Raw genomic sequence first — 23,091 nt, forward strand, 5'->3', positions numbered from 1 at the left:
TATTATTTTTGAAGTTCAAGCCACCTCAATACATCCCTAGCCTTCACCTGAATCAGCCCAGGAGCATCGGTTTTCTCAAGTTGTGGAAAAAGTTCCTTATACTTTGAAACATATTCACTCACACACCATCTTACTGCCCAGTTAATATCTATAGACCACGGAATCCACAGGTGTGCCTCCGTTTCATTGGCATCCTGCAAAAGCCCGTATGCATACCAACCTCGAACTCCCCCTTCATGCTCCATACGAAGTTGCTTCCAATATAAAGCTCTTTCCTCTGCATCCTTCGGCTTCATCAGAGCATGGACTGCAATCTTTCTAACGATTAAAGATGTATCTCGCGAATATCGCCATAGTTCCTCCCTGTTTATTTGCTCTTGCTCGACGAGCCGGGATAAAGCCAGACCTCTCTCGACTTCATCAGAAGATCGAATTGAAGGCTTAACTGCATCTGATTTCACACTCGATTTCCAAAGGATGCGTTGTTCTGGTTTTCCTTCGAATTCCAGACTTCTTATGGCTCTGCCCACATTAACTCTGGGAGCATTATTTTCATAGTCTACAAACGGGTCTGCATGACGCAGGAGTGTACTGCACAGGTGCTCTTTATTTAACCCTGGGTATTTTGAAAATAAATATGTGGCAGCACCCGCTATTAGCGTGGCTGCTCCAGAGGTTCCTCCATAATAGGAAACCTGCCCCTCTTCACATGTGACAGATTCACAAAACGGTAAAGTTAAATGAAGCCTTGGTGCTAAAATGTCCGGCCTGAAGTGCCCGTCTCCATTTCTGCCGAAGGGTTCATCGGGAAATGGTATGTGCACATAACGGTCCCTGGTTCCACAATCATCGTAACCGCCCACCGCAAAATAGTCGATTGGCGGCATCACATTTCCTAATCTCGTATTTCCATTGGCACAGACCACCAGCACACCTTTCTGCACAGCGGATTGTAAAGCCCGGACCGTGGAATGCTCCTGACTGTTTCTCAGAAGAACGATATCTTCCGAAGCATGCCAGCCTGTACTCAGAATAATTTTGCAATTCCATGCCTTTTGCTCCAATATCCAATCCACACCTGCTTTTAAACGCTCTCCTTCGCCTTCCCTAAAAGCACCATGATCAAGCACAATCATATGGGCCGCAGGGCAAAGTCCGATATGTATGTCTCCGTTGATTGCAAAAGGCTCATGTGATAGTGCCAATACAGTTTGCAAACCATGCATTCCCGCTCCTTCATCCTGTCCTTCCAGGAAAGAGTCAGCATAAGCTTGATAAGCCACTTCCTCGTTACAATGTACAGACAAATCAGGTTGAACCGTAATGTACTTAAGTCGATGGCCCAAATGACGTAGAGCAGGATGTGGCTTTAATCGATCAATGATAATGATACCGACATCTTGACCAGATGTATCAAAATTCGGCGGTTCCAAAAAACCAAGCCGTGCCCATGTCGGATCAGGAATCTTCATTTTATCACCTCAAGAGATCTCTTATCCCATGCAGCAAGCATCAAGAAAACCTTTGAATAGACAATGTCCTAAACATCTGATTAATGATGCTAACAATCTCTTCAACATAATCTTGATAGAAGAAGTGACCTCCATTAAATTTATGATAGTTTACAGTGCTACGAAATATTTTATTCCAATCCTCTATCGGACCAATCATTGAACTGTCTTCGCTACCATATAATATAGAAACCTCTTGTTCTATTGGCTCCCTCACCTGATACTTATATGTTTCAACTAATCTGAAATCATCCCTTATTATAGGAAGAAAGTAATCTATCAATTCTCTGTTTTGAACAACTTCATCGGACAATCCACCTAATTGAACGATCTCCTGCAAAAATAATTCATCAGACAGCTTATATCTTAGAGCTTCCGATTTTCTACTATGAAAGGGAGCTGTTTTGCCAGAAAGATAAACATGAACAGGTTGATTTATACCCGCTTTTTTTATTTGATCCAGCGTTTCATATGCAATTAATGCCCCCATGCTATGACCAAATAACGCATAGTCTCTGCCATGTAAGGTATGTTTAATTTGTTCTACCACATCCATAGAAGCATTCTGTATATCGATGTATGGAGATTTTGACAACATTTTTCCTCGTCCAGGGTATTCAAAAGGCATGCATTCTATTTCTTTGTCCAGAGCCTTATTCCAGGAGTTAAATAAATGGGAAGCTCCACCTGCATGAGGCAAACAATAAAGCACAAAAGGTTTCATATGGACTCCTTTCTCATAACTTTGTTTTAATAACATCTTAAAATATCGGTACCAGGTTCCACTTCTATATAAGTAGAACTAAAAATTTCACAAAATCCACTCCGATGACAGGACAACCTGGAGCGTAGCGGTTATTCCAGATTTTTTCGATTCCTTTTATAAAGGTGAAAAATAAGCCCTCTATCTTTTTAGCTTTTTAGCTTTTTATTGAACAAATAACATTTTATCTCAATTGTATACATTTTTCTAGCAAAGTTTCTTTGAAAATACGATGTTCAGAGTAGGTAGCGGAGAAGGAGCATTATAGTCCCTATCTCTTTTCAGAGTATTTTACTACAAATGTACTTCAATTTGAGTCAATAGACATGTTATACATATCTATTCTAGTGGTTTTTCGTCCTTCACCAGCTTGTATCGCACCTCTACCTCTCCATCCTTCACCCTCATCTGCACCTCACCCCCCTCGTCCGTTCGATAAATCCGGGAACCCGCCTGTTCCAAACGTTTCATCACCTCGGGATTTGGATGACCATAGGTATTGTTAATCCCTGCAGAGATTAATGCAGCTTTGGCATTCCAGTATTGCAGCCATGCATCCGAAGAGGAGGTTTTACTACCATGATGAGCAGCCTTGAGTACATCAATTGATATGGGGGACGACGACGATAAGGGTCGCAGTCCCATTGACGCCTCTGCCAGCGAACCGTCCTGAATCGCATACAGCACATCCTGCTCCGTTGCGGCATCCATATCCCCGGTGAACAGCATAGACGTGCCCGACATCTCCAGCAAAAAAACAACCGACGCAGCGTTCTGATTCTCATATACAGGAATCTCCCCTGATGAATCCGGCAGTCCACCAGGTTCAGGTGAGAGGAAGTGCAGCGTCGTCTCCCGATCCGGCTTATAGGCCATGCCTTGACGTATAGCGAACAGCGGAATTTGGCGCTGTGTAGCCGTATCCAGCAGCTGATCAAATTTCTCTTTTCCACTTGTCGTTCCATTAAACATCAATCGTTTCACCGGAATTTGCTCCAGTACCGCCTGTAAACCGCCAGCATGATCCTGATCCGCATGGGTTGCAATGACGGCATCCAGCTGATGAATGCCTCTCTTTTTCAATAAGGGCACAACGACCTTGGCTCCTACTTCATAAGGATCACGTCTCGTTTTCCATGATGCTTCATTGCCCCCAAAGTTAATCGTGCCTCCACCATCGACGAGGATATGTTTGCCTCCCGGTGTGGTGATGAGCGTGCTGTCCCCCTGACCAATGTCCAGAAATTGCACTACTCCCGTGCCCGCAGGCTGCGGGGTTTGGTATGCCCACCATAAACCTGCCGCAAAACTGATGGCAAGCACACCACATAACCAGCGTTGGCCCTTGCTGATCTGCACTTCGCTATAAAATCCCGCACCTTTGGCTGTAAAGGCACTGGCATACTCCGGCCAGGCGATACTGGCCCCGAGCGTCGCGAGTGAACCTTCATCTGTGCCAGCTGTTCGCATAGGCTGAGCATGCTGCGCTGAAAGCTGCATACGATTATGCACCCGCGCTATGTTTGGCGATTCAGTTCCAGCAGAATGAGAAAAAGGAGAACTCTGTGCCAGCTTAATGCCCGTCGTGGCAGCAGTTCGCCCCAGCATACTACGTGTCGCGGCAGCCGTTTGTCGATCCATATAAAGCGGAGCAGTGTCCTCTTCTCCTGCTTTTACATCATGCGGTGCATCACCACCGCTCCTCTGATGAAGCAAATATAGCAGTACATACAAGATCGCATAGTAGGCCGTAATCCATAACAGAGAAGGCGATGCCCAGATCATGACAAAACCAGGCAAGCTGTTCATCCATTCCACGCTGAGAAAAGTGATCTGATTCAACTGAACCGCAATCCAAGCCAGAATTTTTGCAGCGGGAAACCACACGAAGGACAGGATCATTGCCACCGTTCCCATGGGTAACACCACTGCGCTAATCAAGGACACCAGCAGAAAGTTAGCGGCAAAAGAAAGCAGTGAGAACTGGTTAAAGTACAGAATCGTGACTGGAAAAGAAATCAGCTGTGCCGTCACCGTTACCGATGCTGTTGCCGCGAGTGCCTTGGGCCACCTGCTGAACAATCTGTTGATGAGCGGCATATAAATCATCAAACCTGCCGTCACCAGAAAGGATAGCTGGAAGCTGACATTTAGTAGAAAATACGGATTCCACCACATCATCAACAAAGCAGCTGCACTGATGATCTGAAGACCATCTCTGGCTAATCCGCGTTTCGCCATATATAAACCTATCATCGACATCATGCCTGCGCGTATAACAGAGGGAGAGCATCCCGATAGCAGCACATATGCCGGAATCAGAATCAGTGCGACAGTCAAGGCTGTTTCTCTCGTCAATCTCAACCATGACATCAGCATCAGCAAGCATGCGACATACACCGCGACATGTGTGCCCGAGATCGCAAGGATATGTGTCAGTCCCAGTTGAGAGAATTGACCATACGTACCCGGGTCAATATCCTTTGCCATGCCGATGATCAGTCCCTTCATGTAACCGGCATGTGGCTCAGGAAACAACCGGTCAACTGCTGAACCTAGCAGCTTCCTTGCCGAATCCGTCCATCGTAATATGTTGATCCGTTCCCATCCTTGAGGAGTCATCGCAGTAACCGAATCAGCACCTTTCACCTTAAACATCCAATGAATATACTGCGTCCTGAGGTATTGTCGATAGTCAAATCCACCGAAATTTCTTGCTTCACCCGGAAGGGCCAGGGAGCCTGATAGTGTAAGCTTGTCTCCCCGCTTCCATGCTGCTGCAATACGCTGCTCCTGCTCTTCCATCAAGCGAACTTGCACGATAATTCGCTCATCGATCATAGTTGAAAGAGCTTGTGACTGCGCCTCCTGAGCCATAATAGATGAAAGCTGTAACTCAAAACTTGCCCGATCCCCATCAACTCGCACGTCTGAAGCAAGCTCTCCCTCCACGATGGCATTTAACCCGTCAATCCCATCCGTAGACAGCTGTAAATACTGGGGCAGATGGCTCGAATTCCGAGAATCATTCCATTCCCACTGCACTGTACCCCCAATGAATGCAGCAAGCAAAAGAATGCTGAACCATCCGCTCACAGGAATATGAAGCAAACGAAGCACAAGCGGAAGGCAAGCCGCAGCTCCGACCATACCCCAAAATAGTGCCCAGCCTGTCAACATACATGCCATACTGCTTCCGCACAACCAAAAAATTGTAAAGCAAAGCAGCGGTCTGCCCTTCATGCCATCCCCTCTCCCTTCTGGAACCATGCCAGAAAATACACAAAAACCCCCGGAAGCCTGTTCAGGCTTGCCGGAGGTTCTTCCCCGCACTTACTTTTCCACTTATTTTCACTTACTTTCCCTGCCCCAACATGCCCAACTTGCTGTTAGGTCAGTTGCTTACCGTCATCATCGTCTCCCGTGGTGGCTGGTAATTGTCCAGTCTACGGAACGTAATGCCTTTTTGCTGCATCATATGGGTCACTTTGCTGGTATCTTTGGGATACGAGCGATGAAAAACAATTTCAGTCACACCGCTGTTTGCCAGCATGTTGGCACATGTCCAGCAAGGCTCATCGGTTACATAGACGGAGGAGCCTTCGCGATCAATGCGATCTGTGAACAAAAGCAGATTCTGCTCCGCATGAATCGTACGAATACAGCGCTGCTTTTTGACCATTTCCTCATGGCCATCCGTTACCACCAGCTCATATTCCTCCGCAATCATGCAGCCTGCCTCGGAACAGTCCAGCACTCCCATCGGCGCGCCGTTATATGCGGTTCCCAGCAGCTTTTTCCCTTGAACCAGCACCGCACCTACATGCCGTCGCGGGCAGCGAGAACGTGTGGACACCATATACGCGATATCCATAAAATACGTGTCCCAATCCTTGCGAAGCTCTACTGTACTCATTCAGTCTCCTCCTCATGCTCTGCCCCATCTTATCCTGTCGAACTTACTGAATCTGTATATATGGAGCCATCTTCTGCAGCATCTTCGTGCCGATGCCCTTCACCTTCGTAAGATCGCTGACCTTCGCAAATGGCCCGTGTGTATTACGGTAATCCACAATTGCCTGAGCTTTCTTCTGTCCGATTCCCGGGAGCTCGGTAAGCTTCAAGACGGAGGCAGCGTTAATATTAATTTTGCCATTGTCGGTTATTTCAACTGCTGCATCAACGACCGGATCAACCTGAGGCTGCTTATCTCCTGCCTCTAATTTAATCTCAGCAGCACCGGTACCAATTCCAGCCTGCTTTTGCACGTTCCCGCCGTCCTGTTCTGACACAGCCGCCGCAGTGTTTTCCTGAACCAAAGCAGCCGACTGTATAGCAGAAGAATTCTGCGTACTTGTCGGCTGCTCGATGCCGAGCTGCATCGGTTCCCAGCCGCTAGGCGGCTGTTCACTTCTGCCCGACCATAATATTAATATGCTCCCAACCACTGCTGCAGCAATGGTCATGCCTTTATTCCATCTCATTCTTCGCACTCTCCCTCATATTCAAAATAAATATCATTTCGAACACGGGCGGTGCTTCCGAACCGTTTAATCTTTTTATTTCAACAATTTCATGCATATTCATGTCATGTGAATCAGGACCTCATGCATAGAATAGAAGGAAGATACTGCGCCATTACCGTAAAGCATGAAAGGAGGCCTGAACCAATGAAGGTTGGATTTATCGGAACCGGCAGCATGGGCAGTCTGCTGATCTATGCCCTGATCCAATCCGGTGCACTCGAACCCCGTCAGATTGCAGCAAGCAATCGAACCCCTTCCAAAGTACGGCAGCTATCCCTCCGTTACCCTGGTCTGCATGAATCGCAGAGCAATCGGGAGACGGTGATTCGCAGCAACATCATCTTCCTGTGCGTAAAGCCGCTGGAGTTCAAACATGTTATCGACGATATCCTGCCTGTTGTGAATTCCAATCATATAATTGTCTCGATCACCAGCCCCGTGCAGCTGCGTCATCTGGAATCTTCACTTCCTTGCAAAGTCTCCAAGGTGATCCCGAGTGTTACGCATCAGGTCGGCAGCGGAGCAACCCTTTTTATCCACGGGGAACGAATGACTGCTGAAGACCGCTCTGTACTGGAATCTCTGTTAAGTCATATCGGCAGACCCTACCAAGTGGATGAAGCCTGTACTCGAATCACATCCGACTTCTCCAGCTGCGGACCTGCATTCATATCATTCTTTCTCGAAGAATGGATCGAAAGTGCTGTGCGCCTGACGGGTATTAAACGAGCAGACGCCTGTGCTCTTGCCGGAGAGATGCTGCTCGGAACAGGCAAGCTGTTAACCGAGGGAGGGTACACTCCGCAAGAGCTTCAGGCCCGTGTTGCCGTACCTGGCGGCATAACCGCCCAGGCACTTGCCCTGCTGCGAAACAACCTGAATGGTGTATTCGACAGTTTGATTCACACAACACATGAGAAATATGATGAAGATTTAATCAAGCTGGATGAGGTGTTTCGTGCCAGTGAAATTAACCGGCAACAATATTAACCAGTTTGCCTGGAACGGCAATGACTTTGCGAACAGTCTTGCCTTCCAGCGCCTGTTTCACAGGAGCCAGCTCCATCGTGTAATCCTGCATACCCTGTGCATCCAGATCCTTCGCGATCGTGGTGCGGGTTACAATTTTACCGTTAACTTGAACGACAATTTCCACTTCTGCATCCACGGTCATGGACTCATCATATTCAGGCCAAGCCACGTACGTAATTCCACCCTCATGCCCCAGACGGCTCCACAGCTCTTCCGCCATATGCGGCGCCAGAGGTGACAGCAGCTGAACAAAGTTTTCCATCGCTTCACGAGGCAGTGTATCTGCTTTGTACGCATCGTTGATGAAGATCATCAGCTGACTGATTGCAGTATTAAAACGCAGATGCTCCAGATCTTCCGTGACTTTTTTGATCGTTTTATGAGTTGTTCGTTTGAACTCGTCGGTTCCACCGTCAGCTGTAATTTTATCATTAATCGCGCCAGTATCTTCGTTAATGAAGAGACGCCATACGCGGGACAAGAAACGATGCATCCCCTCTACCCCGTTAGCATTCCAAGGTTTGGTCGCTTCCAGAGGCCCCATGAACATCTCATACAGACGCAGTGTATCTGCACCGAATTCGTTAACAATCTCATCCGGGTTAATGACATTACCGCGTGATTTACTCATTTTTTCATTGTTGGTACCCAGAATCATGCCCTGGTTCACCAGCTTTTGGAACGGCTCTTTGGTGTGTACCACACCCAGATCATACAGCACTTTGTGCCAGAAACGTGCATACAGCAAGTGAAGTACCGCATGCTCCGCTCCACCGATGTACAGGTCAACCGGCAGCCATTGCTGCTGTTTCTCTTGAGAGATCAGTTCCTTGTCATTGTGTGGATCTATGAACCGCAGGTAATACCAGCAGCTTCCTGCCCACTGCGGCATGGTATTCGTTTCGCGACGAGCCTTCATGCCCGTTTCCGGATCAACGGTATTCACCCAATCCGTCACATTGGCCAGTGGTGATTCACCTGTGCCCGATGGTTTGATCTGATCAATATCCGGCAACAGCAGCGGCAGCTGATCTTCCGGTACGGTCTTCATCGTTCCGTCCTCCAGATGCAGAATCGGAATCGGCTCTCCCCAGTAACGTTGACGGCTAAACAGCCAGTCGCGCAGACGATACGTTGTTTTTCCTTGTCCTTTGCCGTGCTCTTCGAGCCAGGCAATCATCTTCGCCGCAGCCTCTGCGTTATTCAATCCGTTCAGGAAGTCGGAGTTCACGTGTGATCCGTCGCCTGTAAACGCCTCTTTGGTCACATCTCCGCCTTCAATAACTTCGATGATATTCAGGTTGAATTGCATTGCAAATTCCCAGTCACGTGCATCATGACCCGGAACAGCCATTACAGCACCAGTACCATAACCAGCCAGTACATAATCCGCAATCCAGATTGGCAGCTTCGCTCCGTTAACCGGATTGATTGCATACGCACCTGTGAACACACCGGTTTTGTCTTTGGCCAGATCGGTACGTTCCAGATCACTCTTGCGAGCAGCCTGCTCCTGATAAGCCTTAACCGCTTCACGTTGCGCTTCAGACGTAATGACATCTACCAGTTCATGCTCTGGCGCCAGAACAGCAAAGCTTGCACCGAACAATGTATCCGCACGGGTTGTAAATACTTTAATAACCTCTTCACGGCCTTCAATCGCAAAAACAACTTCAGCCCCGGTTGATTTGCCGATCCAGTTGCGCTGCATATCCTTGATGCTTTCGGACCAATCCAGCTCTTCCAGATCCTCGAGCAAACGCTCTGCATATTCTGTAATTTTCAGCACCCATTGACGCATCGGTTTGCGCACAACCGGATGTCCACCACGTTCACTCTTGCCATCAATAACTTCCTCGTTCGCAAGCACCGTACCCAGCGCTTCACACCAGTTGACTGGCACTTCATCGACATAGGCCAGACCCTTTTTGTAGAGCTGGATGAAGATCCATTGTGTCCATTTGTAATACTCGGGGTCCGTTGTGCTGATTTCGCGATCCCAGTCATACGAGAATCCGAGTGACTTGATCTGACGACGGAAGTTATCAATATTACGGAAAGTAATATGACGCGGGTGCTCGCCTGTATCCAGTGCATGCTGCTCCGCAGGCAGACCGAAAGCGTCCCAACCCATTGGATGCAATACATTGTATCCACGCATCCGTTTGTAACGGGATACGATGTCTGTTGCAGTATAACCTTCCGGGTGACCTACGTGCAGTCCCGAGCCGGACGGATACGGGAACATATCCAGTGCATAAAACTTCGGTTTGGACGGGTCCTCACCTGTTTTAAACGTTTTATTTTCATCCCAGTATTGCTGCCAGTTTTTCTCCATTACTTGCGGCTGATAGCCGTGCTTCGGCTGGTGATTCTCACTCATCTATATTCCTCCTTCAGGTTTATACGCGCTTTTAAAGCAACAAAAAAACCTCAGCATCCCGTAGCGTTTGCAGCGCTAGGGACGAGAGGTTGAATTCCCGTGGTACCACCCTAGTTAGCGGACGAACGTGCTTCGTCATCCACTCCCTTTAGACCTGTAACGGCGGTTAACCGATGCGGATTTCCTTTCCCGTTCTGTACTCAAGGCATAGAACCATGTAATCACCGCATTTCTCCAAGGCGAGTTCGCAAATTACTGTCAATCGGCTTGCACCAACCGCCGACTCTCTGTGATGTACAGAATTCACTACTGATCCTTATCATCGAAATATGTATACAATATCGGGAACATTATATACAAACGAAAGCACAAAGTCAATACAACACGTCATATTCATGTTTTTGAGCGGCAAACCCGCCTCATACCACCTTAAACGTTTACAGCAAAACCAAATGCTCAGCTTTGCTTAAAACGTACGATGCCTTCCTCCATATTACGAATCGTTGACTGGATATGTTCCTGATCATCGTACTGGCGGTAGTTACATTCAATGCGCAGCGCCAGATCAAAATACAGATCGTACAGACTTCTGCGCTTATGCTCATTTTCCGTAGTAATTGCCCGGCCATACCCCTTTATAAACCCTGGGGTGTAGTTAAAGTGGCTGAAATAATGCTCCATAAGCGGATCTCCCCACAGTGAGCGTTCAAAATCTATAATGCCTGTAATCTGCTTATCCTGCACCAGTACATTGCCATCCCACAGATCCCAGCTGATCAGAACCGATTCAGTCACTTCATCCAATGCATCCGATTTCTCTTCAATCAAACGTCTCAGCTCATCGTAATCGATCCCGATATTAACTTTGGCCGCCTCGCCATCTGCCAGCATATCCTCCATTAACATGGAAAAAGCTTCTCTCCACGTCGCACGCTGTCTATCCTTGCCCGAAAAATAACCAAACTGTTCACCTTGGATCTCATTGATCCGCCGATTGTAAAATCCTAATTGCTGCTCAATCCCATCCTGTACTTCCTGTGTAAATTCAGCCTTGATCTGGTTGTACGGCTTTCCGGACATAAGGTCCATAACAAAATACTGTGCCGGAGCCATCGTTAATGAATCATCGTAAGCGAGCACCTTGGGCACAGGAACATCCCCCAGCTTGGCAACAAGGCGAAGAGCCTGCACTTCAGCCGTCATCAGATCCTGTTCACAACGCATCATATGAGTCGCAGCCGAAGGCGCAATCTTCAGGACAACGCTTCGTCCGTCACCAAGCTTTATTTTATAAGCCTGATTGGCCCAGCCGTCAATCATTTCCTCATAATGTTGAATCGAGGCGTGCAGGTGATGCTTGATAATCAGATCCAGCTGTTCTTTGCTCAATCTCGTTTTATATGTACTTTCCATCGATGTGTTCCCCCTTTTATTAAAGTTAATCGCATTTCAATCAGATGCTTAAACTTCACTCCAACGAACAAAACAAGCTCCGGCTCCCTATAGAAAACGCTTTCTAGACATATTAATTATGTCCCTTTTTACCTTGTGCAGCAATACTTTTATGCATACCATATTCCAAAAAAACTGCCCTTAGCCCGCATTTTGCATACAGTCTAAGGACAGCTCGTTATTTTGAATGATAAATTATCATTTCACAGCTACATAGAACAAACGCTCCGCATGATCCCCAGCCTCGTTCCATTCAAAGTCAGCATAGACCTTCACATCACGAAAACCCGCTTTGCTTAACTCCAGCTTCATCCAATCCGGATCATACGCACGCTGCACATGAACTTCCTCGAACCGCCGATACGTATCCTTGCTCCCATCCTCCACACGCGAGAAAATGCTCAAATGATGCTCAATCTCACATCGGTCCTGATCCAGATCACAGGTCCAGATGTAGGATACGGAGCGCTCATCCAGTACAAAGGGCTGCTCTTGATCGTATCGGATTAATGTGTTCGGATGATGCACATCAAACAGGAATGTGCCTCCCGGCTTCAGCATCTCATACGTACGCACGAAAGTACGAACGACATCCTCGGATTCCAGAAGATAGTTCACACAATCACAGAATGAAATGACCGAGTCCACAGGCTCAGGCACTCTCCAGTCCCGCATATCCTGCTGCACCCAGCGTACGCTGCCTTCCCGGTACAGACGATGTCCCTGAGAAGTGGCTTCCATCTTACTGCGCGCAACAGACAGCATATCAGCCGAGAGATCAATGCCCGTCACCTCAAAACCGGAGTTTACCAGCGGGATTGTGATGGAACCTGTTCCACAGCCAAGCTCCGCCACACTTTTGGGCATGCCATGCTGCTCCCAGGCTGTTCTTGCAAACCTTATCCAGTCCGGATAAGGCATATCTTCCATTAATTCATCGTAAACGTAGGCAAATTTCCGGTAAGACATGTCGGCACCGCACTTTCAATTTCATTTACTTCTCTTCTGGCTGCTGCTTCGGTGCGGATTCGGACAGATACGTCCAGTTTTCCTTCTGCACCACCAGACCATCCTTCATCAGCTTGCCAAGAGCCCGCTTGAACGCCGATTTGCTGATGCCGAAACGCTGTTTGATAATGTCCGGCGGTGTCGCATCGGAATACGGCATGCCGCCCATCGGGCGCTCCTTCATAAAAGCAAGCAGCTTGTCTGCGTCTTCGTTACGCCCAACCTCTTTGCGCTGTGTCATCGCCAGATTCACACGTCCGTCTTCACGTACCAGCGTAACCCGGCATTTCACTTTCTCTCCCAGACGCAGCATGTGACTGCGCTCGGAGGAATGAATCATGCCAATCGCACCAAAGCCAAGCACACCGCCGTCCACAAGTACAAATGTCCCCATCTGAAGCGGCTTGTACACCAAAGCCTCAACCCACTGGTTCACCCAGGTAGTCGGGGCATGGAAAGCAAGGGGAGCAAGCTCACGTTCTCCGGCCAGTTTGGCCCGCAATCGTCCTTGCTTGTCATGCTCCATAATGACAAACACTTCATCTCCAACTTGAGGGCGCAGCTCTTCAAGCTCGGGCAATTCACGAATGGGAAGCAGCAGCTGGCGTCCGAGCCCCATCTCCAGAAAACAGCCCAGACGCGGATGCACATCCGCTACGACCAGTTTAGCCATCTCTCCAAGCGTGAGGTAAGGCTTTTTCATCGTAACCGCGAGGCGGTCTTCTGTATCAAAGAAGACAAAAACCTCCAGCGTTTCACCAATTTTGATGTCCCGAGTCAGCTCGGTGTAGTGAAGCAGTACATCTTCCGATCCTGTCGTCAAAAAGTAGCCAAATGGAGACACTTCACGTGAAACCGGCAGCGAGACGACTGTTCCTGCAATCAAACTCATACGGTCTCCACCACTTTGGCGTCAGACCAGAGACGCTCGATATTGTAATACTCCCGTTCATCGCGGTGGAATACATGAACCACCACATCACCAAGATCCATCAGCACCCAGCGTGCAGAATCCATGCCCTCGATGCCTTTGATGACCGCACCGGCTGCGTGAGCCTGTTTGCGAATCTCTGTAGCAATCGCCTGTACCTGTGTATCCGAGTTACCGTGGCAGATCACAAAATAATCGGCAACCAGCGAGATATTGTTCAGGTCAAGAGCTACAATATTTGATGCCTTTTTATCATCAGCGGCAGCAACGACCATATTCATAAGTTCTTTCGATGATACTGTCATGAACCAACCTCCATAATCTTTAATTGTGCTATCAAGTCATTACGCGAGAGCACCGTGAGCGGATAAATAACACGGCGCTGGGAAAGCAGCAGGCTGATCGTCGAATCAAAGCCGGCAATCAAGCCCTCCTCCAGACTGCGCTCAGCCTGCTCACGAATATGCTCCACGCCCGGAAAATCACGTCCGGGTTCAATATAATCAGCAAGACATACCACTTTGTCCAGCAGACTCATGCCCACTCTACCTGAAGTATGCCACCGAATGGCGTTTATAATTTCGGAATCGGACACACCATAATCACGCTCCGCAACAAAAGCACCTACTTCAGAATGCCAAAGCTGCTTGTCATGTGATAACAGCTCTATATTTAATCCGTTATCACGAATGACCGCTTCCATCTCAGCTACAGGCCAATATTTCGCCACGTCATGCAGGATCGCTGCGATGTCTGCCTTCACCGGATCAGCTCCGTACTTTTCAGCGAGAATAACAGCGGACTCCATAACCCCCTGCGTATGCTTCCAGCGTTTGGCAGGCATCTGAGAAGAGACAGCCTGGATTAATTCCTCACGGCTTAACGCCATATAAACCGCTCCTTACAATGTATTGATGCACTGCATCGGGAATCATGAAACGTACGGAATGCCCCTTCGCGAGACGTCTGCGAATAGCCGTGGATGAAATATCAACAAGCGGCATTTCTGCCAGCAGCACCCGATCCTGCAATGGCTCTGGCAGGTCGTCCAGATGCAGCTGAAAGCCCGGGCGTCCAACACCGATAAAGGTCAACCTGGACGCCAGTTCTTCAATCTCTTCCCATTTCGGAAGATAATTCACCATATCTGCCCCGATAATGAAATAAAACTCATGCTCAGGGTGGCGGCGCCATAACTCACGCATCGTATCAATGGTGTAGGACACGCCGCCAAGCTCCATTTCGATGCCTAATACCTCATACCGGGGAGCATCCTTTACAGCAGCCTCCGTCATCTCCAGACGCTGCCGTCCCGTTGCACCTGCTTCCGGTTTATGAGGCGGAACATGGGAGGGCATAAACCAGATTTCATCCAGTGCATGCGAATCCCTTGCCGCTTCCGCTGCCAGCAGATGCCCCATGTGGATCGGATCAAACGTACCGCCCATGATGCCGATCTTCACCCGCGCCACGCTCCTTATCTTGGAAGTTCGATTTGTTTGTTATCACGTGATTCCTTGTACAAGATAATGGTGCTACCAATGACTTGTACCAGTTCGCTGCCTGTTTCACGAGCAACCTCTGCAGCAATTTCATTTTTATCATCCAGATTGTTGTTCAGCACTTGCACTTTCATCAATTCGCGCTTCTCGATTGCCTCTTCAATGTGGCGGAACAGATGTTCATTCGTGCCCCCTTTGCCAATCTGAAATACAGGGGTCAGGTGATGTGCCTGTGACCGCAAAAAGCGCTTTTGTTTACCAGTTAACATGAATATTCCATACTCCTTATGTTGAGCAGGCCACATATCGATGAACAGCCCTAAACTGTTTGGTGGTCCTGACCGTTCAATTATTATTTGTAAAACTATCCAATACCGCCCGTCTCATCGTATCGATCGGAGCCGGAATGCCAAGCCAATGCTCGAATGCAATCGCACCTTGATAGATAAACATGCCCAGACCGCCGTGCACCGTGCAGTCACGCATACGGGACTCCCGCAGCAGACGTGTCTCCAGCGGGTTGTAGATCAGATCGCTGACCGCTGCTCCTTCGCGAATCCAGACGGGATCAACCGGCAGGTCATGCACATGTGGATGCATTCCGGCTGCTGTCGTATTGATAACGATATCCGCGTCAGAAAGTACAGCTTGTGCATCGTACATTCCACTGCCAGAGATGTCTCCCAGGTTATAGTTCCTCAAATCCTCAGCCAGAGCTGCCGCTCTGTCAGCCGTGCGATTCAGGATACTGATCCGCTCCGGCTTCTCTAGTGCGAGCGCGTAGATCACGCCTCTTGCAGCTCCGCCTGCGCCAAGCACTGCAATTCGTTTGCCCTCAATCTGAGGAACAGCCTCTTCCTTGAGAGAACGAACATAACCCATCCCGTCCGTATTATACCCTGTCAATATGCCATTATCGTTCACAATCGTGTTGACTGCCCCGATCAAGCGTGCGCTCTCATCTATGACATCAAGATACTGCATGACCTGCTCCTTGTGCGGAATCGTGACATTCACACCTCGATAACCTAGTGCAGTAATTCCACGAATAGCAGCTTGCAGCTGATCCGGCTTCACATGAAGCGGCATATACATCCCTGCCACACCCGCTGCCTGCAAAGCGGCATTATGCATTGCCGGCGACTTGGAATGTGCAATGGGATCGCCCATCACACCAAGCAGCACAGGAAGTGAAGAATTGAACTTGTTCTCTGCCGACATCGGCTCCCCTCCGATCTGATCCGTTGTTCCAATTAGAAGCTGCATCTCGGGCTAGATCAAGGAAGGACGAACCTGTACCCGAATCCCTTTTGGAACATGAACCGCAATCAGAGCGCCCTGGTCTCCGTTCACCTTGATCCAGCCTAGGCCAGAGATAAATACATCCGACTGGCTGCCGCGTTTAATCCGGAATTCATGTCTGGTCCATTCCGGCATCTCAGCCGCGTTCTCCCGTGTTGGCGGCGTCAGCAATTCCCCCAGATGGTCACGATACAGGTCGTCGGCTCGTTCCAGCTTCGTCCGATGAATGTTCAGCGCCGTGCTGATAAAACAAGTGAACGACTGACGATCGCCTTCAATAAAGTCAAAGCGGGCCATTCCACCAAAGAACAACGTCTGGCCAGCATTCAATTGATATACCGCAGGTTTAAGCGGTTTCTCCGGCATAATGGCAGCCAGATCCTTACGAGATACAATCTCGCTGAATCTCCATGGGTACACGATTCCTGGGGTATCAATGATCGCTTTTCCATCATCCAGCGGAATATTGACCATATCCAGTGTTGTTCCCGGATAACGAGAAGTTGTGAGCTCCTGCTCCAGATCACTGTAATCTCGGATCAAACGGTTGATCAGTGTAGATTTACCTACATTGGTTCCGCCGACCACATACACATCCCGATCACCGCGATATGTGCCAACCAGTTCAAGCAGACGATCGAAGCCCTGATTCTGCTTGGCACTGCAGAGGACCACATCTACCGTGCGCAGACCTTGTTCCTTTGCCTGCTTCTGCACCCAGTTGCGTACCTTGTTCCAGTTTGTCACTTTAGGCAGCAAGTCCGTTTTGTTTACGGCGAGCAGCACGGGATTGTTTCCAACGAAGCGCTGCAACCCGGAAATAATACTGCCGTCAAAATCAAACAAATCAACGATATGAATGACGAGTGCATCCTTATCCCCGATTTTGCTGAGCAGAGCCAGAAACTCGTCCTGATCCACTGTAACAGATGATGACTCATTATAATTTTTGATACGGAAGCAGCGCTGGCAGATGACCGGTTCACGATCAAGTGCTTTTTCAGGGATAAATCCGGGCAATTCCGGATTTTCCGTTTGCAGATGCACGCCGCATCCACTGCATCTTACGGCAATACTGCCGTTATGCGGTTCTGTCATTTCTTCTTTTCCTCCTCAAGCCATAAGCCTTTCTTACGCAAACTTGACAGAGCAATCCGTTCTACTCTCCGATTGAAACGGGTCATAAAGCCCTCATCTCCGATGGAGATCGGCAGCACCAGAACTGTATACAGTCCAAGTCTGTTGCCTCCATACACGTCAGTAAGCATCTGATCCCCCACAACAATAGTCTTTTCGGGAGTAAGCTCCATCATTCGCATTGCTTTACGAAACGGTACATTCGATGGTTTGCGTGCACTATGCACAAACTGGATATCCAGCGGAGTCGCAAACAGGGATACACGATTCAGATTGTTATTGGACACAATCATAAGCTTGAATCCCACCTCTTTAACACGCGCGAACCATTCAATCAATTCGGGTGTAGCATCAGGTGCTTTGGCTCCAACAAGCGTATTATCCAGGTCAGTTATAATTCCACGATACCCTTGAGCGTACAGTTCTTCCAAATTGATATCAAAAACTGTGTCAACACGCAGCTTGGGCAATAACATTTTAAACAAAGAAGTCACCTCAGTTTCATACGACACACTATATCACAAATCCGTCTTTCCTGAAAATGCAAACTGCCTTTATCGCCGTGAAAAAAGGAAAAACGGGACGGGCACTGTTATGCCCGTTCCGCTTTCAGTTCCTTCCGCAGCCTCAGGGCCGCCTGATACACAACCTTCCAGTCATCGGCCGTTACTGTTGCCGGACTGTAACGTGTCTGTTCAAACTTCATCAGCAGCTCTTCCAATGTGCCTCGAGCTGACGGTCTGAGCTGGCTCCAGCGAGTTACGGACTCACGCAGCGTTTCGTCACCACTACGCGTCAAGCCCTGCCTTCTTGCATAACGAATCCAGCGCTCTGTCTCAGCCAGTACCTTCTGTTCCGGTGTCAGCGGCTTGCCTGTTCGCAGGCGAAGCAGCAGGAATCGCAGGGACAGACGATTGCGCCAGAACATGTAAGCTACCCACAACACAATGACTGCACCCGCAGCCCAGATAACAAAAGCAGGGATTGCGGCTGTTGTCTGTTCAGGAGCCTGTGTTTTGGTCTCTTCCTGAATCGGCTCTTCCTCCGGCTGCTCCTCCGGCTGATCCACAGACTGCACATCCGGCGTCTCGGTCAACAGCGGCATGTCAAAGCCAGGTGTTGCTTCAACCGGAATCCAGCCGTATTCGCCAAAGTACACTTCCGCCCAAGAGTGGGCATCTGCATTCGTTACAGTGTAGGTTGTCTCGATCGGTGAACCAGGCTGGCGAGGCGCCTGCATGTCCGAGTTCAGGGACATCTGTCCAGGCGCGTATCCTTTAACCCATCTTGCCGGAATACCTTCCGAGCGTGCCATCATCACAAGTGCAGTGGAGAAATAGTCACAATATCCTTCACGAATATCAAACAGGAAACCTTCAACAAAATCATTGCTCACTTTCCGGGACAAATCCGGATTGTTCGTGTAATTGAAATTTTGTTGTAAATAGTTTTGCAGTAATGCCACTTTTTCATACGGTGTATTTGCAGATGCTGTAACCTCTGCTGCAAGATCCTTCACTCGTTCAGGGAAACGGGACGGCAGCTGCAAATATTGATCGTCTGCCGGGTTGCTTGAATACAAAGCGTCAGCTGTCTTGGTACGCAGTTCATCCTCAACAATGATCGGCACTTCGGACACAATGGTATAGGTTTTCGGATACTGCGGCTGCTGACGTGTTGTTACTACATGTAATTCAGCCTGATCCGCGTTCCACAACATTCGTCCCGTTCTCTCTTCACCGTTCACCGAGATGACCTGGGATATGGAATACGATCCAAACAGAATCGGATATACGGTGTCGTTCAGCATTGTCACTTTTTGCGTGACCTGCTTGGTTTTCACTTTTCCGGCCTGATTATTCTCCAGCTTCTGATCGGCCTCCACATTATCCATGGATACACGTCCAGGCTCATCCCAGCCTGTTCCGGTATATTCGGAGCGCGTCTCACCGCGCCAGTAGCCCCGGTCGCTTGTTGTTACGGACATGACAGGGGTGTAATCAAAATTAAAGCCCCCACCAAGCTTGTTATCCTCACGGCTGTAGCCGGATTCCGTTGCAGTGGGAATATCCAGCACACCGTTGCCCGCTTGGGTCGAGGAAGTACCGGTGTAATTCCGCCAAGCGGTATACGGGTCTGTCAAGGTTGGCGGAACTTCCGGCATGTTCACACTGGCTACAATAATTAATGAAAAAATGATAGCGATATTCGCCAGTATTTTGTAAGGATGCCGGATCATTCGTTTCCAGCCCTGCGGATATTGCAGCTGATAATTACGGAAGTGCTGACATACAAGCCAGCCCATGCCCGCAAACATCACCCAGGCAATCTCTCCCCAAAGCGGAATTTGAGTGAACGAATCCAGAATGCCCAAGGATATAATATTAACGCCAAGGAACACAAGGATACGTTTGGTTGAAGTCACAAGACGAAGCGCGGCCTCAAGCATCACCCAGGCACATAAGGAAAACCAGATATAAGGTGGCATATGCAAAATGAATTGCTCAATCCGTTCGGTTAATGTACCGAAGGGGATGTATACCATGTAATCAATCAACGTTTTATGCAAAATATACAGGACTGCAACAGCCTTGATTATGGTTCGATACAGTATTTTAAAGGGAAGTACAACCTCCAGAATGCTCACCGCTGCCAGCGTCCACAGTACCAGCGAAGTGGTCTCTGTATACCAAGATTCCTGTGTAAACGATATCCACTGCAGCGCAATCAGAAATATCCAGAGCAGGGATGCTGCATGGTACCAGGATCTTTTCATGCCCGGACTTTCGTTTCCTCTGGCGTTCATACCGAACCTCCTCCCATCACTGTAGGAAGCTCCTGCAGATGGGCAACGGTAAATGACCTGGTGCCCCGTCCGCGCAGCATGGCATTCCATTCGGAACTCCGCCGTGATTCCGCAGGGTCAATCAATATATGACATGGGGTCATCCCGCGAGTATCCGCCCAGCGAAGCAGATCCAGTATTTTGTCATCATTTTGGGGAGAAATCACAACAAAGTAAGCTCCTTGCGGGAATTGTCTTGCTATTTTCTCCACCCCTGGCAGCAGGGACTGATCCTGACCGTTATCCTGAATGTCCACCAGATGATGGATCATCTTCTGACGTTCGATCAGGCTTTCACTTGGAGGCATGAAACAAGACTCTTCAGACAGGGTTAACAACCCCATCCCCATGCGTTCCCTTGTACCGTACTCCAGCAGAGAGGCTGTCGTAGAGACAGCGAGCTCGAACGCTTCCCCATGCGGATAACTGCCTGCCATAGCGTCCAATACCAGGATTGTTTTGGGTACAGACTCATGCTCGAACTCTTTCGACTTCCAGTTACCTGTTTTGGCTGTTGCATTCCAGTGAATACGAGACAAACGATCCCCGTAAACATAATCACGCACACCGTTAATCTGTGTTGTTTCCCTGCGTGAACGAGTCAAGGCTGTCTGCGGACCCGATAAACGAGACTTGCGGTCGTACAGCTGCCAGTATGGAATAAATACCGTTCGAGGAAGTACCCGGAACTCCCCGCTCGCCTTGAAGGTTCCGCGATGTTCAATCAGTCCGAAGATATCCTCGCTGGCACATTCGGTATCGGAAAAAACATATTTCCCCCGCTCTAGCGGCGGAGTTTGAAAAGAAAGCTCCCCATGTCCGCGCATACTCGGAATAAGGCTTTCTTTAAAGGACCATGATTCTCCATTATGCCGATGCAGCATCTCGCGTACGACGACATAAGGAAGTGGAAGAAATCCTGGAATCGTCAGGCTGAGCTGCACCTGAACCTGATCGCCAGCATGAAGCAGCTCCTCGTGATTATGGCCGGAAGACAGCCTGCGTACGCCTCTAGTCCGTTTCACGCCACTGAATCCGGCAATCGCCAGATACAGGCAGAGCAGCGTCACCATGGACAGCAGCATAAGCGAGGTCTTTCCTCCCTGGAACAAAACATACGCGAGACAGCACATCCACACCATTGCGATGCCCCATACGCGTGGGTGGCGCAGTCCTCGATTGACAGTTGTCAAAAGCGGTCTCATCAATTATTGCCCCATGGACACAGGCACACGAACCTGCTGTAAAACCGAATTGAGAACAGCCTCTGAGCTCATGCTGTCCAGTCTGGACTCAGGACGAAGCACAATACGATGAGAAATAACATACGGAGCCATCGTTTTGACATCATCCGGCAGTACGTAGTCTCGCTCCTGCAGGAAGGCAAAGGCTTTCACAGCCATCATGAAGGAAATAGCAGCCCGCGGGCTTGCTCCAAGAAGAACAGACGGATGTGAGCGCGTGTGACGAACTACGTCCAGCAAATAGTCCACCACCGGATCACCAATAAACACTTCTTTAATCTCCTGCTGAATCGCGGAGATTTGATCCATATGAGTTACCGATGTCAGCCGGTCTACCGGCTGCCCGGATTGATGCTGCTTAAGCAGCGTTTTTTCAATATCCTTGTCAGGATAACCCAGGCTGATCTTTAACATAAACCGGTCAAGCTGTGCTTCAGGCAGTGTATACGTACCCTCAAAATCAATCGGGTTCTGGGTTGCACAGAGCATGAACGGATGGGGAAGATCGTACGTGTCTCCATCTACGGTTACACTGCGCTCTTCCATCACTTCCAGCAGCGCGGACTGTGTTTTGGTCGTTGCACGGTTAATTTCGTCAGCCAGCAAAATATTGGTCATGACGGGGCCAGGCCGGAAATAGAAACGCTCATCCTTTGGATGAAACACCGATACTCCCGTAATATCACTTGGTAAAATATCAGGATTACATTGAATACGCCGGTATTCACCGCGCATGGATTTGGACAGTGCCTTGATTAACTGAGTTTTGCCCGTTCCCGGTACGTCTTCAATCAGAACGTGCCCGCCTGCAAGCAAAGCAGTGAGTAAAAGTTGAATCTCAAAGGACTTCCCCATAATGCAGGACTCCAGATTCGAACGAACTGCAGATATAATTTGGATCGACTCTTTGCGCACAGGCATGTGGTCTAACCTCCTAAACAAGCATACAGATTTCCTTTTATTGTACATGATCCGGGGGCACGAGTACACTCGAAGCAGCTCACAATTTGTTTCCAGCCGTCATATACAACGCAGTTCATGCATAAATACGACAAAAAAGCCCCGGATAAAATCTATCCGAAGCCCCTGCCTATTTTAAAAAATTTAACCTTTAGGTCGAACAACGAGCGCCGCGAGAAAAGAAAATATAATCGCTGACGATATCCCGGCTGCGGTCAGATCGAAAATACCTGTGATTACACCGATCCAACCCTCTTTTTCCAATTCGGTTAACGCGCCGTGTACCAAAGAATTGCCAAAGCTCGTAATTGGTATGGATGCACCTGCTCCCGCGAATTTCACCAGCGGATCATAGAGACCAACTGCATCGGCAACCGCTCCAGCGACCACAAGTGTACTCATCGTATGTGCGGGTGTCAGTTTTACCCCGTCCATCAGCAGCTGTCCAATCACACAGATCAGACCCCCGACGATAAAAGCCCACAGAAATTGCAT

The 23,091-nt window shown here is 48.8% G+C and carries 21 protein-coding genes and 1 other annotated feature; of the genes, 1 reads left to right on the forward strand and 20 read right to left on the reverse strand.

Annotated elements, in window-relative coordinates; translation table 11 throughout:
* Window positions 1-2: 2 nt before the first annotated feature.
* The 5 genes from ACQSGY_RS02505 to ACQSGY_RS02525 all read right to left on the reverse strand — a co-directional run bounded on the left by ACQSGY_RS02505 (window position 3) and on the right by ACQSGY_RS02525 (window position 6,758).
* Window positions 3-1,472: a S8 family serine peptidase gene (locus tag ACQSGY_RS02505; RefSeq protein WP_427050526.1), complete on the reverse strand. Its 1,470-nt coding sequence runs from the start codon at window positions 1,470-1,472 to the stop codon at window positions 3-5.
* A 40-nt stretch (window positions 1,473-1,512) separates the two neighbouring features.
* Window positions 1,513-2,271 carry a thioesterase II family protein gene (locus ACQSGY_RS02510; protein ID WP_427050527.1) on the reverse strand — a complete coding sequence of 253 codons (759 nt, stop codon included), beginning with the start codon at window positions 2,269-2,271 and terminating at the stop codon, window positions 1,513-1,515.
* A 342-nt stretch (window positions 2,272-2,613) separates the two neighbouring features.
* Entirely contained in the window at window positions 2,614-5,517 is a 2,904-nt protein-coding gene (locus tag ACQSGY_RS02515; RefSeq protein ID WP_427050528.1) for a ComEC/Rec2 family competence protein, read from the reverse strand.
* Between the two features lie 151 nt (window positions 5,518-5,668).
* Complete coding sequence (locus ACQSGY_RS02520) at window positions 5,669-6,190, reverse strand: deoxycytidylate deaminase (protein ID WP_145404145.1); 522 nt, start codon at window positions 6,188-6,190, stop codon at window positions 5,669-5,671.
* Window positions 6,191-6,233: 43 nt separating this feature from the next.
* Window positions 6,234-6,758, reverse strand: a complete 525-nt coding sequence (locus tag ACQSGY_RS02525) for a ComEA family DNA-binding protein (protein WP_427050529.1) — start codon at window positions 6,756-6,758, stop codon at window positions 6,234-6,236.
* Between the two features lie 186 nt (window positions 6,759-6,944).
* Between ACQSGY_RS02525 and comER the strand changes: the two genes are divergently transcribed.
* Window positions 6,945-7,790 (forward strand): late competence protein ComER, encoded by an 846-nt coding sequence (gene comER / locus ACQSGY_RS02530; protein WP_188591270.1) that lies wholly within the window; start codon window positions 6,945-6,947, stop codon window positions 7,788-7,790.
* Here comER and leuS read toward each other — a convergent pair.
* From leuS to spoVAE, 15 genes are all read right to left on the reverse strand, one after another.
* Window positions 7,771-10,215 (reverse strand): leucine--tRNA ligase, encoded by a 2,445-nt coding sequence (leuS, locus tag ACQSGY_RS02535; RefSeq protein WP_427050530.1) that lies wholly within the window; start codon window positions 10,213-10,215, stop codon window positions 7,771-7,773. The genes comER and leuS overlap by 20 nt on opposite strands.
* Window positions 10,216-10,289: 74 nt before the next feature.
* Window positions 10,290-10,547 (reverse strand) — a binding site (T-box leader).
* Between the two features lie 124 nt (window positions 10,548-10,671).
* Window positions 10,672-11,628 (reverse strand): phosphotransferase family protein, encoded by a 957-nt coding sequence (locus ACQSGY_RS02540; protein ID WP_427050531.1) that lies wholly within the window; start codon window positions 11,626-11,628, stop codon window positions 10,672-10,674.
* Between the two features lie 237 nt (window positions 11,629-11,865).
* Window positions 11,866-12,636, reverse strand: a complete 771-nt coding sequence (locus ACQSGY_RS02545) for a class I SAM-dependent DNA methyltransferase (protein WP_184182212.1) — start codon at window positions 12,634-12,636, stop codon at window positions 11,866-11,868.
* Between the two features lie 25 nt (window positions 12,637-12,661).
* Window positions 12,662-13,567, reverse strand: coding sequence for a CvfB family protein (locus tag ACQSGY_RS02550; protein ID WP_145404151.1), 906 nt, complete (start codon window positions 13,565-13,567; stop codon window positions 12,662-12,664).
* Window positions 13,564-13,911, reverse strand: a complete 348-nt coding sequence (rsfS, locus tag ACQSGY_RS02555) for a ribosome silencing factor (protein ID WP_111272169.1) — start codon at window positions 13,909-13,911, stop codon at window positions 13,564-13,566. Before rsfS ends, ACQSGY_RS02550 begins: the two co-directional genes overlap by 4 nt.
* Window positions 13,908-14,495 carry a bis(5'-nucleosyl)-tetraphosphatase (symmetrical) YqeK gene (gene yqeK / locus ACQSGY_RS02560; protein ID WP_427050532.1) on the reverse strand — a complete coding sequence of 196 codons (588 nt, stop codon included), beginning with the start codon at window positions 14,493-14,495 and terminating at the stop codon, window positions 13,908-13,910. The genes rsfS and yqeK overlap by 4 nt, the downstream gene beginning before the upstream one ends.
* Window positions 14,479-15,069, reverse strand: coding sequence for a nicotinate-nucleotide adenylyltransferase (locus ACQSGY_RS02565; protein WP_184182209.1), 591 nt, complete (start codon window positions 15,067-15,069; stop codon window positions 14,479-14,481). Before ACQSGY_RS02565 ends, yqeK begins: the two co-directional genes overlap by 17 nt.
* A 14-nt stretch (window positions 15,070-15,083) precedes the next feature.
* On the reverse strand, window positions 15,084-15,377 hold the full coding sequence (gene yhbY / locus ACQSGY_RS02570) for a ribosome assembly RNA-binding protein YhbY (RefSeq protein WP_090914936.1): 294 nt from the start codon (window positions 15,375-15,377) through the stop codon (window positions 15,084-15,086).
* A gap of 76 nt (window positions 15,378-15,453) precedes the next feature.
* Window positions 15,454-16,329 (reverse strand): shikimate dehydrogenase, encoded by an 876-nt coding sequence (aroE, locus tag ACQSGY_RS02575; RefSeq protein WP_427050561.1) that lies wholly within the window; start codon window positions 16,327-16,329, stop codon window positions 15,454-15,456.
* Between the two features lie 51 nt (window positions 16,330-16,380).
* Window positions 16,381-17,508 carry a ribosome biogenesis GTPase YqeH gene (gene yqeH, locus ACQSGY_RS02580; protein ID WP_427050533.1) on the reverse strand — a complete coding sequence of 376 codons (1,128 nt, stop codon included), beginning with the start codon at window positions 17,506-17,508 and terminating at the stop codon, window positions 16,381-16,383.
* Entirely contained in the window at window positions 17,505-18,032 is a 528-nt protein-coding gene (locus ACQSGY_RS02585; protein WP_111272174.1) for a YqeG family HAD IIIA-type phosphatase, read from the reverse strand. The genes yqeH and ACQSGY_RS02585 overlap by 4 nt, the downstream gene beginning before the upstream one ends.
* Window positions 18,033-18,139: 107 nt before the next feature.
* Entirely contained in the window at window positions 18,140-20,353 is a 2,214-nt protein-coding gene (locus ACQSGY_RS02590; protein WP_427050534.1) for a DUF4129 domain-containing transglutaminase family protein, read from the reverse strand.
* Complete coding sequence (locus ACQSGY_RS02595; protein ID WP_427050562.1) at window positions 20,350-21,597, reverse strand: DUF58 domain-containing protein; 1,248 nt, start codon at window positions 21,595-21,597, stop codon at window positions 20,350-20,352. The genes ACQSGY_RS02590 and ACQSGY_RS02595 overlap by 4 nt, the downstream gene beginning before the upstream one ends.
* A 3-nt stretch (window positions 21,598-21,600) precedes the next feature.
* Entirely contained in the window at window positions 21,601-22,557 is a 957-nt protein-coding gene (locus tag ACQSGY_RS02600; RefSeq protein WP_145404156.1) for an AAA family ATPase, read from the reverse strand.
* Between the two features lie 183 nt (window positions 22,558-22,740).
* Window positions 22,741-23,091, reverse strand: a complete 351-nt coding sequence (gene spoVAE / locus ACQSGY_RS02605; RefSeq protein WP_111272178.1) for a stage V sporulation protein AE — start codon at window positions 23,089-23,091, stop codon at window positions 22,741-22,743.

It is taken from the genome of Paenibacillus sp. TC-CSREp1 (genome assembly GCF_050171015.1).
GTDB lineage: Bacteria > Bacillota > Bacilli > Paenibacillales > Paenibacillaceae > Paenibacillus > Paenibacillus silvae.

Excerpts from the sequence above, each read along its gene's own strand:
- ACQSGY_RS02600 (WP_145404156.1), bottom strand. The coding sequence starts at position 22,557 with ATGCCTGTGCGCAAAGAGTCGATCCAAATTATATCTGCAGTTCGTTCG.
- yqeH (WP_427050533.1), bottom strand. The coding sequence starts at position 17,508 with ATGACAGAACCGCATAACGGCAGTATTGCCGTAAGATGCAGTGGATGC.
- ACQSGY_RS02540 (WP_427050531.1), bottom strand. The coding sequence starts at position 11,628 with ATGGAAAGTACATATAAAACGAGATTGAGCAAAGAACAGCTGGATCTG.
- ACQSGY_RS02505 (WP_427050526.1), bottom strand. The coding sequence starts at position 1,472 with ATGAAGATTCCTGATCCGACATGGGCACGGCTTGGTTTTTTGGAACCG.
- aroE (WP_427050561.1), bottom strand. The coding sequence starts at position 16,329 with ATGTCGGCAGAGAACAAGTTCAATTCTTCACTTCCTGTGCTGCTTGGT.
- ACQSGY_RS02595 (WP_427050562.1), bottom strand. The coding sequence starts at position 21,597 with ATGAGACCGCTTTTGACAACTGTCAATCGAGGACTGCGCCACCCACGC.
- ACQSGY_RS02545 (WP_184182212.1), bottom strand. The coding sequence starts at position 12,636 with ATGTCTTACCGGAAATTTGCCTACGTTTACGATGAATTAATGGAAGAT.
- ACQSGY_RS02510 (WP_427050527.1), bottom strand. The coding sequence starts at position 2,271 with ATGTTATTAAAACAAAGTTATGAGAAAGGAGTCCATATGAAACCTTTT.
- rsfS (WP_111272169.1), bottom strand. The coding sequence starts at position 13,911 with ATGACAGTATCATCGAAAGAACTTATGAATATGGTCGTTGCTGCCGCT.
- ACQSGY_RS02525 (WP_427050529.1), bottom strand. The coding sequence starts at position 6,758 with ATGAGATGGAATAAAGGCATGACCATTGCTGCAGCAGTGGTTGGGAGC.
- ACQSGY_RS02515 (WP_427050528.1), bottom strand. The coding sequence starts at position 5,517 with ATGAAGGGCAGACCGCTGCTTTGCTTTACAATTTTTTGGTTGTGCGGA.
- comER (WP_188591270.1), top strand. The coding sequence starts at position 6,945 with ATGAAGGTTGGATTTATCGGAACCGGCAGCATGGGCAGTCTGCTGATC.
- leuS (WP_427050530.1), bottom strand. The coding sequence starts at position 10,215 with ATGAGTGAGAATCACCAGCCGAAGCACGGCTATCAGCCGCAAGTAATG.
- spoVAE (WP_111272178.1), bottom strand. The coding sequence starts at position 23,091 with ATGCAATTTCTGTGGGCTTTTATCGTCGGGGGTCTGATCTGTGTGATT.
- yhbY (WP_090914936.1), bottom strand. The coding sequence starts at position 15,377 with ATGTTAACTGGTAAACAAAAGCGCTTTTTGCGGTCACAGGCACATCAC.
- yqeK (WP_427050532.1), bottom strand. The coding sequence starts at position 14,495 with ATGGCGTTAAGCCGTGAGGAATTAATCCAGGCTGTCTCTTCTCAGATG.
- ACQSGY_RS02550 (WP_145404151.1), bottom strand. The coding sequence starts at position 13,567 with ATGAGTTTGATTGCAGGAACAGTCGTCTCGCTGCCGGTTTCACGTGAA.
- ACQSGY_RS02520 (WP_145404145.1), bottom strand. The coding sequence starts at position 6,190 with ATGAGTACAGTAGAGCTTCGCAAGGATTGGGACACGTATTTTATGGAT.
- ACQSGY_RS02590 (WP_427050534.1), bottom strand. The coding sequence starts at position 20,353 with ATGAACGCCAGAGGAAACGAAAGTCCGGGCATGAAAAGATCCTGGTAC.